Here is a 13,481-nt window from a genome sequence, read left to right as displayed (position 1 = left end):
GGCGGCGAGCGTTAGGGTTTCAGAACTCGTCGCGCTCTTTCAACTCGTCGACGAGGTCACGAACCGCCTGCGCACGGTCTTTCGAGACGACGAGTATCCGGTCGCCCCACGAGACGACGGCGAGGTCGGAGACGCCGACCAAAGAGACGTGTTTCCCGTCGGCGGCGACGACGTTGTCCCCCGCGTCGACCGACCGCACCTCCACGTCGCCCGCGGCGACGGTTCCGTCGGCGTCGTCGGGGAGGACGCGTTCGAGAGCGTCCCACGCGCCCAAATCGTCCCAACGGAACTCGACGGGAACGACCACCGCGTCGGCCGTCCGTTCCATCACCGCGTAGTCGATGCTCACCGCGGAGACTCGGTCGAACGCCTCCTCGGGGGTCGCCCCCGAATCGAGTGCCGCCACCATGGGCGCAAGCGGCGAGTCGCGCGCGGCGGCGAGCAACGCCTCGGGCGTCCACGCGAAGATGCCCGCGTTCCAGTAGTGACCGGCATCGACGTACTCGCGGGCGGTTTCGGCGTCGGGTTTCTCGTGGAAGGCGACGACGGGCGCGAAGCCGTCGCGGAACTCGCCGGGTTCGAGGTAGCCGTACCCGGTGTCCGGGCGCGTCGGTTCGACGCCGAACGTGACGAGTCTGCCCGTGCGTGCGGCGACGGCCGCGCCGCGACGTATCGCGTCGGCGAACCCCTCTCCGACCCGGTGGTCGCTGGGGAGGACGGCGACGACGCAGTCGCCGACCCGTTGGCGGATGCGGTACGTCGCGTAGGTCAGGGCCGGACCGGTGTCTTTGCCCGCCGGTTCGACTATCACGTCGGCGTCGGGCGCGCGTTCGCGCACCTCGGCCGCGAACGCTTCGGAGGTGGAGACGACCACTTCGTCCGCCACCTCTCGCGCGCGGGCTATCGTCCGTTCGAGAAGCGACTCCTCGCCCAGAAGCGAGAGAAACTGCTTGGGTCGGTCGGACCGACTCGCGGGATAGAGACGCGACCCGGTGCCGCCGGCGAGGACGAGGGCGACGACGGGGAGGTCGGGGTTCGTGTCCGAGTGCGAGTCCGCGTCGGAGTCAGAACGGTCTGCCTGCATCACCACGTCTCTACGACGCCGGTTCGGATATCTTCCGCACATCCGACGCAGTCGGGGTGTCCCGCCTCGAAACACTCCGGTCGCCCGTCGTCGTCGACAGCGACGCTTCGGCGCTCCGCGTAGCGACGACAGACGAGTTTCGTGCGGCCCTCGTCGTCTCGCGGCAGGTCGAATCCGCCGTCGGCGTCGGTCCGCCCCTCGTCGTATGCTCGCTTCGTGCGGGCGTACTTCCGCCCGGCGGCGCGGAACTTGTCGCGGATGAACCGTTCGAGGCGGTCGTCCATCGGTATCGGCCGATGGGAACCCCGAGCCTATATGTCCGTTGGTGGGGTTCGTAAAGCGAAGATTCGGATGTCCCCAGATGGCGCTAAACCGGAGTTAGAAGGGCCTCATGCACCGTTTCTACTTTCGCTCCGTACGACACTTTATTAACCATCGGGAGCCAACTGACGTACGCCTCCCGATGGAAACCAAGGTGGAGGCGAGTGAAACCATGTCAGACCTGCGAACCCACGCAGCGGAGATTGCAGAGCAGTTTTCAGACCACTTAGACGTCGACGAGGACGACGTAGAGGAGCGACTGCAGAACCTCGTCGACGAGTACCGGGTGCCCGTCGACGAGGCGCGTCGGTCGGTCGTCAACAGTTACCTCGACGAGGCGGGACTCGAACGCGACGAACTCGGCCGCGGCGGGGCCGAAGAGACCCTGTTGGCGGACATCGACGAGGACGAACAGTGGGTCGACGTGACCGCGAAGGTCGTCGACCTGTGGGACCCCCGAAGCGACTCCATCTCTCAGGTGGGGCTTCTCGGCGACGAGTCGGGGACCCTCAAGTTCGTCTCGTTCAAGACCTCCGAACTCCCCGAACTCGACGAGGGAGCGGTGTACGAACTCGGTAACGTCGTCACCGACGAGTATCAGGGGAACTTCTCCGTGAAACTCAACCGGACGACGACGATAGAGGAACTCGACGAGGACATCGAAGTCGGCGACGACGACGTGACCATAGAGGGCGCACTCGTGGACATCCAGTCCGGAAGCGGCCTCATCAAACGCTGCCCCGAGGAGGGATGTACGCGCGTCCTCCAGAACGGTCGGTGCAACGAACACGGGAACGTCGAAGGCGAGTTCGACCTCAGAATCAAGGGCGTCGTAGACGACGGCAACGAGGTCCACGACGTCATCTTCAACAAAGAGATGACAGAAGAGCTCACCGGCATCAGCCTCGAAGAGGCGAAACAGATGGCGATGGACGCGTTGGACACGACCATCGTCGTAGACGAGATGCGCGACGACCTGGTCGGCGTCTACTACCGCGTGACCGGACCGACGTTCGGACGGTACGTGCTCGCAGACGAGACCGAACGCCTGACCGGACCGGCGGACGCCGAAGCAGTCCTCATCAAAGCGAGGTCGATCTAAATGAGTTCAAACGACGTCCCCACCCGAGAAGTCGCCCGACGAGTGTTCGCAGAGGAGTTCAACGACGCCAGCTACACGTTCAAAGAGTCCGACGACGAACGCGCGCCGGTCTACCTCCTTCTCCCCACCGGAGAGAAGGCGAATCGCGTGTTCCTCGTCGGGACGCTGACCGAAAAAGAGGACGTGGGCGAGGACAACGAGTACTGGCGGGGGCGCATCGTAGACCCCACCGGGACGTTCTTCGTCTACGCCGGACAGTACCAGCCCGAAGCAGCCAACGCGCTTCGCGAACTCGAACCGCCCGCGTACGTCTCCGTCGTCGGCAAGCCGCGGACGTACGAGACCGACGACGGCAACGTGAACGTCTCCGTCCGCCCCGAATCCATCTCCGTCGTGGACGCCTCGACGCGTGACCGGTGGGTGGTCGAGACGTCCGAACGGACGCTCGAACGCATCGAAACGTTCGACGAAGAGGGCAACGAGTACGCCCGGATGGCCCGCGAGGAGTACGACCTGCCGACCGACCGCTACAAGGGGGCGGCCGTCTCGGCGCTCGAAAGCCTCGAAGAGACCGACGGCGACGAACTCGGCGGCGGCGCGGACTCGGACGCCGAGGGAGAACCCGACTCGTCGGTCGACGCAGGAACCGGCGACGAGGAACTCGAATCGGAAGTCGAACAGTAACGCTCGCGTTCCCGCGCGGCGCGCGCCGTTCGGCCGATTTTTTCGACGGGACACCGGAGTAGCGCCGCGACCTGCGACCGTCTGACAAAGCATTAAGTACGTAGAAGCGGCAATCACCGCACAACAACCATGGGCAACAAGAACAAGACGATCTCGTTTCGCGTCAACGAGGACGCCTTCGAGACGCTCAGAGAGATCGCCGAAGAACGAGATATCTCGCTTTCCGCGGTCTTCCGAGACTACGTGGATACGCTCGTTGCCCACGACGGTCAGGTGCAGGTGGTCCCCGAACACGAACTCGAAGAGATGGGCGGCGACGAGAAAGCGGAGTCGTTCCCGCCGACGGTGGAGGTGCCGAAGAGCTTCGTCCGCGAACACGAGCGTCTGGAACTCGAAGCCGACCACCTCCGCGAACAGCTCGAAGAGCACAAACGGTACGTCAACTACCTCCGCGAGCAACTCGAAGACGACGACGAGGAGGTCATCCAACTGGAGGACTTAGACGCCGGCGAGACGGACGAACCCTCGTTCCGACTGGGCTGACCTACCCGGAGAGCGCCTGTTTCGCTCTGTGGGCTTTCCGCTCCATCTTCTCGTTGCCTTCGACGCCCGCGAGCGTTTCGACCGCTTCGAGCGTTCGGACCGCGTTGTCGAGAAAAGACAGCACGTCGCCCGGATACGCGTACAGCATGTAGTCGTCGCTCATCACGTCGACGATGGCGTCCGGGGGCAGGCCCTCCGCGCGGAGTTCGAGCAGGTATCTGACGAACTGGCGTTCGGGATAACCCGTGTACAGGTCGTCCGGGTTCTTCGGGTCGAGGAAGTCCTCCGCGAAGTCGAGCAGTCTGTCGCGCGTTGCCCCGTCGAGTTTCGAGAGGCCGTCGCCGGAGTAGAGGACGTCCATCGTCGCCCCCTTGAACGCCCCTTTCGGGATGTTCACGTCGAGTTGCGACGAAATCTGGCGGTGGTTCTTGAGGTATATCTTGTCCGTGATAGCCACGGTTACGGAGACGTACGGCACTCGCGGGCAAAAGCGTCCCGATGGGTGTGTGCGACGGTCGAACACGCCGACGCGGAGTCGTAACGTATTTGAATCGCACGGGGATACCTGTAGATGCGTGTCCGGGTTAGGGTAGTGGACTATCCTTCAGCCTTGTGGAGGCTGAGACGCGGGTTCGATTCTCGCACCCGGACCTTCTTCCGACGAACGAAGTGAGGAGTGAAACGTCCGGACGTCGAAATCGAATCACGCGAGACGAGCGTAGCGAGTCTCGCACCGGGTTCGATTCTCGCACCCGGACCGTCTTCCGACGAACGAAGTGAGGAGTGAAACGTCCGGACGTCGAAATCGAATCACGCGAGACGAGCGTAGCGAGTCTCGCACCGGGTTCGATTCTCGCACCCGGACCTTCTTCCGACGACCACTCGGTGAGCGATTGCTCGCGTCGGCGAGCATCCGAGCAGTGCGAAGTTGCGGGCGAGATTCGATTTTCACAGCGGAAACCTCGCGGCCGGAGAGGAAAAGAGCCGGAGAGACCGGTCGCAGAGAGAGTCAGTTCGCGAGTTCGACGGCGCTGAGAGCCGTCTCGAAGCCGTCGGCCGGGGCGACGAGACGCTCTTCGGAGTCGTAGGTGACGACGCCCGCGGCGTCCAGTTTCGGGAGGTGGTTGTGGTGAAGCGACAGCTTCGTCTGTGCTATCTTCGCGTCGGGTGAGGCGTTCTGCGTCTCCGCGGCGACCTCTCGTGCGAGAGACGAGATGGAAATCGGACGGTCGGTCTCTGCGAGGACTCCGACCACGACTCGCCGGTTCGGGTCTCCGAGGACGGCGAGATAGTCGTCGGTCGAACGCCCGGAGGGAGTGCCGTCTTGGCTGACTGCCATTCTAACTAGAGTGACGTTCCCCATCCGTGAAAGTGGTGTACCTAAAGAGTTTGGTCTCGGAGTGACTGTCCGTCGCCCAGTTTACTCTCGATGGGGTTACACGGCGACGAAAACCGCAGTTCAGAGAGTGCTCCGTCTCGCGCGATGTGCCCGTAGTCGTCGAGGATGGAGGCGACGGGAGTCGAGACTCACGTCCGCCCGGTTCTCGTCGCCGACATCCGCGTCCTCCGAGAACGAGAGACGTCCGCACTCGGTCGATGAAAAGAGGTGAGGTGATACCGTCGCCGAGAGACGAAACCCGCCCTCGGCCGTTCGGTGTATCCCGTACCGACGAGAAACGTCTCCGACTCGACGGCCGTTTCAGTCGATATCGATCTCTATCGCTTCCGCGTCTTCGGTGTCGCCCGCTTCCTCCGCGAGGTCCTCGAGAGCCATCTTCATGTTCCACTCGTTGGCTTTCCAAAAGGAGTCGAAGATAGTCCCGAGAACCGGAACCGACCCGACGGTGGTGTCGATAGCGATGTTCGCTATCATCTTCAGAAGCGTCCTGAAGGAGACGCCCAATCGAGCGGACTCGAGGACGATGTACAGCGAAAAGCCCGCGCTGACCACGTCACCGGCGACGGGGAGTGCACCGAGGATGGGGTCGATACCGATGCGGAAGTCGGTGCCCGGAACGCGGATGGCGTCGTCGAACAGTCGAGCGACGGTTCGCATCCGATGGATAGCCGCCCTATCCACCGTCTCCGGAAGTTCGCCGTCGAACTCGATGTCGAACTCGGAACTGAAGTCGCGCGTCGGGGTATCCACCATGCCCCGACCTTGTGTCCGTGCGTAGATAAGCGCGGCGGGCGATACTACGTCGAAAACAGCACTTTCAGCCCTTCAAACAGGATTCGCTCGGATGTCCGTCGCGGAGCGAGTCGTCGCGAGGCACCGGGGCGCGGAGACCGGAGACGGGCGGAGACGGAGTTAACCGTCGCCGGTTCCAGTCTGGGACATGGACGTTGCGGTGCTCACCGTCGGTAACGAACTCCTCGCGGGAGACATAGAGAACACGAACGCGACGTGGTTGGCCCGCGAACTGACGAGTCGGGGCGTGGAAGTGAGCCGACTCCTCGTCGTCCCCGACGAGGAGTCGGTCATCGCCGAGACGGTTCGAGAGTGGGCGGCGGCGTTCGACGCCGTCGTCGTTACCGGCGGACTCGGCGGCACGGTAGACGACGTGACGATGGAGGGCGTCGCCGCGGGGTTGGGCCGGGAACTCGCGGTCGAACCCATCGCGGAGGCGGACGTCGAACAGACGATAGACCGCATCCTCGAAGAGAACCCCGACATCGACTTCGAGTTGAAGCCCGAGTGGTACGCGTCGATGCCCGAGGGCGCGACGCCGATAACGAACCCGGAGGGCCTCGCGCCGGGATGCGTCGCGGAGAACGTCTACGTCCTCCCGGGAATCCCCGAGGAGATGACGGCCGTCTTCGCGAACGTCGCCGACGACTTCGGCGGCGACGTGGCGACGCGGACGCTCTACACCCCGGAACCGGAGGGGGCGGCCGCGAGCCCCCTCGCGTCGGTCGGAGAGCGATTCGGCGTGCGCGTCGGCTGTTACCCGAGTCGGGGCGACGGCGAGACGCGCATCAAAATCACCGCGAACGACCGCTCGACGCTCTCGGAAGCGGTGTCGTGGCTGGTGGCCAACGCGGGAATCGAACTCCGAGAGGAGTCCGAATAGAGAGACCGGTTCCCGGGTTACCGGGCGTCGATTACGTCCGTCGGGTCGCGGGAACGAATCCTCGGGAGCGACCCCCGAGACTGGATGATGTTGAACGCGGTGACGAGGTCGGACCGAGAGATGAGACCGACGAGTTCGCCCGCCTCGTCGACGACGGGGAGGCGACCCACGCTCTGTTCTTGCATGGCTCCGATGGCGTCCATCGCGTCCGCGTTGGGAGTGATAGTCCGGAGTTCCTTCGACATCACGTCTTCGACGCGGTAGGCGTCGCGTTCGACTTCGGTCACCGTGCGCGCGTCGTTGAGCGTGACCATCCCGACGAGGCGGCCGTTGCGCATCACCGGGTAGCCCGTGTGTCGTTCCGTGAACATCCGGTCCATGAGTTCCGCGACGCTCGCGCGTTCGTCCACGGTGTCGAGTTTCTCTCGCGGCGTCATCACGTCGCGGACGGACACGTCCTGAAACGCGGCCTTCATCACGGTCTGTTGGGCCTCGGAGGAGGCGCCGATGTAGATGAAGAACGCGAGCGCGACCAAAAAGAGGTTCACGAACAGTCCGACGATGGCGAGGACGAACGCGAACGCCTTGCCGACTTCCGCGGCTATCTGCGTCGCTCTCGCGTGCGGGCGCTTCCGAGCGAGAAGCGCCCGGAGGACGCGGCCGCCGTCCATCGGGAACCCCGGAAGCATGTTGAACGCCGCCAAGAGGACGTTCGTCAACGCGAGATAGCCGAGGACGAACCGCACCGGGGGAATCGCGGGCGTCGCGAGGAACCCGACGTAGGAGACGGCGCCGACGAGGACGCTCACCAGAGGACCTGCGACGGCGATAGTGAGCTCCTGTCGCCAGTCCTCGGGCATCTCGGCGAAACTGGCGACGCCGCCGAACAGCCAGAGCGTGATGGAGTCTATCTCGTACCCGTAGCGCATGGCCACGAGCGAGTGGCCGAACTCGTGGAGGAGGACGCAGACGAAAAGTCCCACCGCCGCCGCGGTTCCGAGTATCCACGGCATCGACCCGGCTGTGAGTCCGACGGCGTCGATACTAGAGCCGAACAGTCCGTTTATCCCTTCGACGAGTCCCGCCACGTCCGACCCGATGAGCCACGCGAAAAGCGGCAGGACGAGGAGAAAGGTGAGGTCGAGTTTGATGGGAATACCGAAGACGCTCCCGATCCGAATTCCACGCATACACCGGTATAGTCGGGGACGCGCCTTAAGTCCGTTCTCGGACTGACGGAAGACCGCTCGCGGACGCGCCGTTCGTCTCGGTGGCAACGCTTAGGCCGTCGGTGCGAGAACTGCGAAGTATGAGCGACGCAGACTCGAACCCCGAGGCGAACCGCGCGTCGGACACCGAACCGGTCGTAAAGCGCGCCTCGGACGTGACCTACGAGACGGTCGGGGCGGCAGACGGGATGTCGAAGGGCGTCCTCATCGACGCGTCCGACGGCGCGCCCAACTTCGCGGTGCGTCGGTTCGTCCTCGAACCGGGCGCGTCCGTCCCGAAGCACACGAACGAGGTGGAACACGAGCAGTACGTCCTCTCGGGGTCGTACACGGTCGGTATCGAGGGCGACGAGTACGAGGTGGCCGCGGGCGATTCGCTCCTCGTCCCGGCGGGCGCGGTGCACTGGTACCGCAACGACTCCGACGAGGAGGGCGCGTTCCTCTGTGCGGTCCCGAACGGCGACGACAGCATCGAACTCCTCGAAGAGGAGTAAGTTCGGACGGACCGCCGACCCCCGCGTTCGGGCGGGTATCGGTAGCACGTCGCAACGGACAGACGAATCGCTGAAATACCCCGTCCACGTACCACGGAACGTGTCTCAACAGGTCGGACGCATCGACACGCTGTTTCTCCACCAGACCGGGGGGAACTACCTCGTCGTGGTCGAACGCGACGGAGAGCGCGTGTTCCGCGCCGTGCTCGAACTGAAGGAGACGGACGCCGGTCCGCGGCCCGCGAAGTTCCGCGTCAAGCGCGGTTCCAGCGACGAACCGCGGGACCCGAGCCAGTTCGTCGAACTCGCCCGTCGAGCGTCGCGCATCCGCATCTCCCAACAGACCGCGCCGAACGCCCGCGAGGAGATAAAGGAGATGCTCGACGGCTACCAGTTGGAGGCGGTGGCGGTGCGGACGTGCCGGTACTGCGCGTCGAGCGGTCGGTACTCGCCGATCACCGAGGAGACGGCCATCAAAGCCGACCGCGACCACATCTGCCCCGACTGCGCCAAGCGCGAACTCGAACGCGAACTCGACCTCTCTGGGGCCGGTTCGCTCACCGGTGCCGCACAGGACCGACTCGAAGACCTCCTCTTGGAGACGAAGGACTTAGACCGCATCGAGAACCTTCTGAAAGGCGGTCTGGACCCCGACCTGACGCGATTCGACACCGTCAGCGCGACGACGGACGACATCGACCTGGTCCCCACGTCGAGTCTCGACCTGCATCCGAAACTGCAGGGACTCACCGAAGACCGGTTCGACAGCCTGCTTCCGGTGCAGTCGCTCGCCGTCGATAACGGACTGTTCGAGGGCCGCGACCAACTCGTCGTGAGTGCGACGGCGACGGGGAAGACGCTCGTCGGCGAACTCGCGGGGATAAACCGAGCGCTGAAAGGCGAGGGGAAACTGCTGTTTCTCGTCCCCCTCGTCGCCCTCGCGAACCAGAAGCACGAAGACTTCGAAGAGCGGTACGGCGACCTCGTCGACGTGACCATCCGCGTCGGCGCCTCCCGCATCAACGACGACGGCAACCGCTTCGACCCCGGTGCGGACGTCATCGTCGGCACCTACGAGGGTATCGACCACGCCCTCCGGACGGGCAAGGACCTCGGCGACATCGGTACCGTCGTCATCGACGAGGTGCACACGCTGAAGGAGGGCGAACGCGGCCACCGCCTCGACGGGATGATATCCCGGCTCAAGTACTACTGCGAGACGCGGGCGAAACGGCGCGAGGCGTACGGCGGCGCGCAGTGGGTGTATCTCTCCGCGACGGTCGGAAACCCCGACGTGTTGGCTCGGAGTCTTCGGGCGACGCTCATCGAGTTCGAGGAACGGCCGGTACCGATAGAGCGACACGTGACGTTCGCGGACGGCAGGGAGAAACCCGACATCGCCGACAAACTCGTCACGCGCGAGTTCGACTCGAAGTCGTCGAAGGGCTATCGGGGACAGACGATCATCTTCACCAACTCCCGGCGGCGGTGTCACGAAATCTCCCGGAAACTGCAGTACTCCTCTGCGCCGTACCACGCGGGCCTCGACTACGGCCAACGGAAGCGCGTCGAACGCCAGTTCGGCAATCAGGACCTCGCGGCGGTCGTCACGACGGCGGCACTCGCGGCGGGCGTGGACTTTCCCGCCTCGCAGGTCGTCTTCGATTCGCTCGCGATGGGTATCGAGTGGCTCTCCGTGCAGGAGTTCGAGCAGATGCTCGGGCGGGCGGGGCGGCCCGACTACCACGACAAGGGGAAGGTGTACGTCCTCGTCGAACCCGACTGCGTCTACCACAACTCGATGGAGATGACAGAAGACGAGGTGGCGTTCAAACTGCTGAAAGGCGAGATGGAGGACGTGATGACCGTCTACGACGAGTCCGCCGCAGTCGAGGAGACGCTGGCGAACGTCATCGTCGCGGGGAAACGGGCAAAGCGCCTCAACGACGGGATGCTCGGCGACGTGCCGACGAAACACGCTATCGGCAAACTGCTCGAATGGGAGTTCATCGACGGCTTCGAACCGACGCCGTTGGGCCGGGCGATATGCCGGCACTTCCTCTCGCCGAAAGACGCGTTCCGCATCCTCGACAACATCCGCAACGGCGTCGACCCCTACGACATCGTCGCGGACATGGAACTGTCCGACGAGGACCTGTGACTGCCGCTGATATCCGGCGGAGGCGTCGGACTCCAGATGGTTTTTCAGCCGCGGGGGGGACGAGACTCACGTGGCAGCGATAGCTCCGGGCGTACTCGTCGTCTTCGCGATCGTCCTCGTCGCTCTCGTCTTTTTCGTGCGGGAACCCGTCCCCGTCGATATCACCGCCATCGGCGTGATGATGGCGCTCATGCTGACGCAACCGCTGTCGGCGATTTTCGTCGGCGTCGGCGTCCTCGCAGAGCCCATCGTCCTCTTCGAGAACTATCCGGCGGACGCGCTCTCGGGCTTTTCCAGCACCGCGACGCTCACCGTCCTCGCGATGTTCGTCCTGAGCGATGGGGTGCAACGAACGGGCGTCATCCAGTTGATCAGCGCGAAGATATCCCCGTTCACCGAAGACAGCCTCCTGCGGCAGTTGGGCGCGACCATCGGCATCGTCGGGCCGATATCCGGCTTCATCAACAACACCGCCGCCGTCGCCATCCTCATGCCGATGGTGACCGACCTGGCGGAACGCGGCGGCACGTCGCCGTCGAAACTGCTGCTTCCGCTCTCTTACGCCTCGATGTTCGGCGGGATGCTCACGCTCATCGGCACCTCGACGAACATCCTCGCGTCGGAACTGTCGGGTCGCCTCATCGGGCGGACGTTCTCGATGTTCGAGTTCACCGCCCTCGGCGCACTCGTCTCCGTCGTCGGCGCGGCGTACCTGCTAACGGTGGGTCAGTGGCTCACCCCCGAGCGAATCAAACCCCGCGTCGACCTGACGGAGGAGTTCGAGATGGCCGACTACCTCACCGAAGTCGTCGTCCGCGAGGACTCGCCGCTGGTCGGCCAACAGGTCCAGAGGGCGCTCGTCGAGACGGAGTTCGACGTCGACCTCATCCAACTCGTCCGCGAGGGCGAGGTGTTCCTCGAACCGCTCGGTCCCAAGGAGATACATCCGGGCGACGTGTTCGCGCTTCGGACCGACCGCGATACGCTCGTGGAACTGCTCGACGTAGAAGGGATGGACCTCGTCCCCAACGTGACCGTAGACGAAGAGGAACTCGAAGCGGGCGAGGCGGGGCAGAACCTCGTCGAAGTCGTCGTCGCGCCGGGGTCGTTTCTGGTCGGCGAATCGCTCGTCTCCGCGGGGTTCCGGCAACGGTACGACGCCACCGTCCTCGCCATCCGCCGGGGCGGCGACATCATCCGACGGCGGATGGACAACATCCCGCTTCGCGTCGGCGACACCCTCCTCGTGCAGGCGACGACGAGCAGCATCGAACGCCTCGACGTCAACCGGAACTTCATCGTCGCCCAAGAGATAGAGCGCAGCGACTACCGCGAGGAGAAGATTCCCGTCGCGGTGGGAATCGTCGCCGCCGTCGTCGCCGTCGCCGCACTCGATATCCTCCCCATCGTCGTCTCGGCGCTCGCGGGCGCGTTGGCGATGGTCGCGACGCGGTGTCTCCGCCCCACGGAACTGTACGACGCGGTGCAGTGGGACATCGTCTTCTTACTCGCGGGCGTCATCCCCCTCGGCATCGCGATGGAGACGTCGGGCGCGGCGGGACTTCTCGCCGAGTTCGTCGTTCGGACCGGCGACGTGCTTCCGATGGTGGGCGTCCTCGCGGTGTTCTACGTCGTCACCGCCCTGTTGACGAACCTCGTCTCGAACAACGCGAGCGTCGTCCTCATGATTCCCGTCGCCGTGGAGACGGCACAGACGCTCGGGTCGAACGCGTTTGCGTTCATCCTCGCGGTGACGTTCGCCGCCTCGACGGCGTTCATGACGCCCGTCGGCTACCAGACCAACCTGTTCGTCTACGGTCCCGGCGGCTACAAGTTCACCGACTACCTCCGCGTCGGCGGCCCCTTACAACTCATCTTCGCCGTCGTGACGACGGTGGGTATCGCCGCCATCTGGGGGCTGTGACACTTCCTCTCGTCCGGTTCGGACGAACGAAACGCTTTACACGCGGACAGACAGAGAACAGTACGCGGGACCGTGGGTTAGCCTGGTATACTTCGGGCCTTGGGTGCCCGTGACCCCGGTTCAAATCCGGGCGGTCCCATGATTTTCCGAGACCCAGCGAGGACCTTCGTGTCCGAGCGACGCGTCTCGGTACTGCGTGGGTCTACCCCGTGATTTGAACCCGACGAGACCGAACGGAGTGAGGTCTCGGCACGGTTCACAATCCGGGCGGTCCCATTTCTGTGCGACGAACGCACGTGAGGAGCCAGAAATGAACAGCGGCCGGTTTGAACCAGCGAGCGAACGTTAGTGAGCGAGTGAGGTTCACAATCCGGGCGGTCCCACTTCTACGCGCACTTCCCCGCCGAGCACCGCGTAGCGCGTGCGAGGCCCGCGAGTTCGCGGTGTGTGGGGGCATCGCGGATTTGAACCCGACGAGACCGAACGAAGTGAGGTCTCGGCACGGTTCACAATCCGGGCGGTCCCATGATTTTCCGAGACTCGGCGAGTGAGGCGTCTCTCAGTACGTTTCGACCGAAACGCCGAACTGCTCGAAGTCGTCGACGTTACGCGTCAGAACGGGTTCGTCCTCGAATTCGGCGGTCGCGGCGATTGCGGCGTCTCTCTTCCGTCGTGCGCCTCCGGACTCACCGAGCAGTCGTCCGGTCCGCTTCGATATGTCGGCGTCCATCGGGACGAACGGCAGTCTGTCGATACCGCGGCGAATCTCTCGCTCTTCGGCGTCGTCAGCGACACCGGTCCCGATGCCGTGTTCACCCGTCGAGTCCCACGAGCGACCGCCCGTACCTTCATATCCCATACCGCG

The 13,481-nt window shown here is 64.4% G+C and carries 14 protein-coding genes and 2 tRNA genes; 9 read left to right on the top strand and 7 right to left on the bottom strand.

All coding sequences use genetic code 11. The features are described 5' to 3' along the window. Window positions 1-19 precede the first annotated feature (19 nt). A complete protein-coding gene (locus BM167_RS01345; protein ID WP_092887654.1) occupies window positions 20-1,084 on the bottom strand; it encodes a mannose-1-phosphate guanylyltransferase in 1,065 nt (354 codons plus the stop codon). Further along, the gene (locus BM167_RS01340; RefSeq protein ID WP_092887652.1) at window positions 1,084-1,368 is read right to left on the bottom strand and encodes a DUF7091 family protein; all 285 of its coding nucleotides are present in this window, start codon (window positions 1,366-1,368) and stop codon (window positions 1,084-1,086) included. Before BM167_RS01340 ends, BM167_RS01345 begins: the two co-directional genes overlap by 1 nt. Window positions 1,369-1,577: 209 nt before the next feature. Here BM167_RS01340 and BM167_RS01335 point away from each other — a divergent pair, with 209 nt between their 5' ends. The 3 genes from BM167_RS01335 (at window position 1,578) to BM167_RS01325 (ending at window position 3,734) form a co-directional block, all read left to right on the top strand. Further along, window positions 1,578-2,507: a replication factor A gene (locus tag BM167_RS01335; RefSeq protein ID WP_092891016.1), complete on the top strand. Its 930-nt coding sequence runs from the start codon at window positions 1,578-1,580 to the stop codon at window positions 2,505-2,507. Further along, window positions 2,508-3,191: an RPA family protein gene (locus BM167_RS01330; RefSeq protein ID WP_092887649.1), complete on the top strand. Its 684-nt coding sequence runs from the start codon at window positions 2,508-2,510 to the stop codon at window positions 3,189-3,191. 129 nt (window positions 3,192-3,320) lie between these two features. Further along, window positions 3,321-3,734 carry a DUF8146 domain-containing protein gene (locus tag BM167_RS01325; RefSeq protein WP_092887646.1) on the top strand — a complete coding sequence of 138 codons (414 nt, stop codon included), beginning with the start codon at window positions 3,321-3,323 and terminating at the stop codon, window positions 3,732-3,734. A 1-nt stretch (window position 3,735) separates the two neighbouring features. Here BM167_RS01325 and BM167_RS01320 read toward each other — a convergent pair whose 3' ends face one another. After that, window positions 3,736-4,191 (bottom strand): DUF5814 domain-containing protein, encoded by a 456-nt coding sequence (locus BM167_RS01320; protein WP_092891014.1) that lies wholly within the window; start codon window positions 4,189-4,191, stop codon window positions 3,736-3,738. Between the two features lie 121 nt (window positions 4,192-4,312). Here BM167_RS01320 and BM167_RS01315 point away from each other — a divergent pair. Continuing rightward, window positions 4,313-4,385 (top strand) — tRNA-His (locus tag BM167_RS01315). 358 nt (window positions 4,386-4,743) lie between these two features. On the opposite strand, the gene BM167_RS01310 is transcribed toward BM167_RS01315, so the two are convergent. Both BM167_RS01310 and BM167_RS01305 read right to left on the bottom strand, forming a co-directional pair. Then, window positions 4,744-5,073 (bottom strand): DUF7344 domain-containing protein, encoded by a 330-nt coding sequence (locus BM167_RS01310; protein WP_092887643.1) that lies wholly within the window; start codon window positions 5,071-5,073, stop codon window positions 4,744-4,746. Window positions 5,074-5,433: 360 nt separating this feature from the next. After that, entirely contained in the window at window positions 5,434-5,886 is a 453-nt protein-coding gene (locus BM167_RS01305) for a DUF4112 domain-containing protein (protein ID WP_092887641.1), read from the bottom strand. A gap of 187 nt (window positions 5,887-6,073) precedes the next feature. Here BM167_RS01305 and BM167_RS01300 point away from each other — a divergent pair, with 187 nt between their 5' ends. Next, window positions 6,074-6,808: a competence/damage-inducible protein A gene (locus tag BM167_RS01300; RefSeq protein WP_092887638.1), complete on the top strand. Its 735-nt coding sequence runs from the start codon at window positions 6,074-6,076 to the stop codon at window positions 6,806-6,808. A 17-nt stretch (window positions 6,809-6,825) separates the two neighbouring features. On the opposite strand, the gene BM167_RS01295 is transcribed toward BM167_RS01300, so the two are convergent. Beyond that, the gene (locus BM167_RS01295; RefSeq protein WP_092887635.1) at window positions 6,826-7,998 is read right to left on the bottom strand and encodes a M50 family metallopeptidase; all 1,173 of its coding nucleotides are present in this window, start codon (window positions 7,996-7,998) and stop codon (window positions 6,826-6,828) included. A 119-nt stretch (window positions 7,999-8,117) separates the two neighbouring features. Between BM167_RS01295 and BM167_RS01290 the strand changes: the two genes are divergently transcribed. The 4 genes from BM167_RS01290 (at window position 8,118) to BM167_RS01275 (ending at window position 12,755) form a co-directional block, all read left to right on the top strand. After that, complete coding sequence (locus tag BM167_RS01290) at window positions 8,118-8,531, top strand: cupin domain-containing protein (protein ID WP_092891012.1); 414 nt, start codon at window positions 8,118-8,120, stop codon at window positions 8,529-8,531. A 100-nt stretch (window positions 8,532-8,631) separates the two neighbouring features. Further along, window positions 8,632-10,692 carry a DEAD/DEAH box helicase gene (locus BM167_RS01285; protein WP_092887631.1) on the top strand — a complete coding sequence of 687 codons (2,061 nt, stop codon included), beginning with the start codon at window positions 8,632-8,634 and terminating at the stop codon, window positions 10,690-10,692. A gap of 70 nt (window positions 10,693-10,762) precedes the next feature. Continuing rightward, a complete protein-coding gene (locus BM167_RS01280; RefSeq protein ID WP_092887629.1) occupies window positions 10,763-12,616 on the top strand; it encodes an SLC13 family permease in 1,854 nt (617 codons plus the stop codon). 66 nt (window positions 12,617-12,682) lie between these two features. Next, window positions 12,683-12,755 (top strand) — tRNA-Pro (locus tag BM167_RS01275). A gap of 420 nt (window positions 12,756-13,175) precedes the next feature. On the opposite strand, the gene BM167_RS01270 is transcribed toward BM167_RS01275, so the two are convergent. Beyond that, window positions 13,176-13,475 carry a PIN domain-containing protein gene (locus tag BM167_RS01270; protein WP_092887626.1) on the bottom strand — a complete coding sequence of 100 codons (300 nt, stop codon included), beginning with the start codon at window positions 13,473-13,475 and terminating at the stop codon, window positions 13,176-13,178. Window positions 13,476-13,481 lie beyond the last annotated feature (6 nt).

Origin of the sequence: Halopelagius inordinatus (assembly GCF_900113245.1) — an archaeon.
Lineage (GTDB): Archaea > Halobacteriota > Halobacteria > Halobacteriales > Haloferacaceae > Halopelagius > Halopelagius inordinatus.
The sequence above is the reverse complement of the archived record's forward strand: the minus strand, read 5'-3'. Positions and strand labels throughout refer to the sequence as shown.

Bases quoted from the DNA above. Each gene is read 5' to 3' on its own strand.
- BM167_RS01345 (WP_092887654.1), bottom strand. From the start codon at position 1,084: ATGCAGGCAGACCGTTCTGACTCCGACGCGGACTCGCACTCGGACACG.
- BM167_RS01340 (WP_092887652.1), bottom strand. From the start codon at position 1,368: ATGGACGACCGCCTCGAACGGTTCATCCGCGACAAGTTCCGCGCCGCC.
- BM167_RS01335 (WP_092891016.1), top strand. From the start codon at position 1,578: ATGTCAGACCTGCGAACCCACGCAGCGGAGATTGCAGAGCAGTTTTCA.
- BM167_RS01330 (WP_092887649.1), top strand. From the start codon at position 2,508: ATGAGTTCAAACGACGTCCCCACCCGAGAAGTCGCCCGACGAGTGTTC.
- BM167_RS01325 (WP_092887646.1), top strand. From the start codon at position 3,321: ATGGGCAACAAGAACAAGACGATCTCGTTTCGCGTCAACGAGGACGCC.
- BM167_RS01310 (WP_092887643.1), bottom strand. From the start codon at position 5,073: ATGGCAGTCAGCCAAGACGGCACTCCCTCCGGGCGTTCGACCGACGAC.
- BM167_RS01305 (WP_092887641.1), bottom strand. From the start codon at position 5,886: ATGGTGGATACCCCGACGCGCGACTTCAGTTCCGAGTTCGACATCGAG.
- BM167_RS01300 (WP_092887638.1), top strand. From the start codon at position 6,074: ATGGACGTTGCGGTGCTCACCGTCGGTAACGAACTCCTCGCGGGAGAC.
- BM167_RS01295 (WP_092887635.1), bottom strand. From the start codon at position 7,998: ATGCGTGGAATTCGGATCGGGAGCGTCTTCGGTATTCCCATCAAACTC.
- BM167_RS01290 (WP_092891012.1), top strand. From the start codon at position 8,118: ATGAGCGACGCAGACTCGAACCCCGAGGCGAACCGCGCGTCGGACACC.
- BM167_RS01270 (WP_092887626.1), bottom strand. From the start codon at position 13,475: ATGGGATATGAAGGTACGGGCGGTCGCTCGTGGGACTCGACGGGTGAA.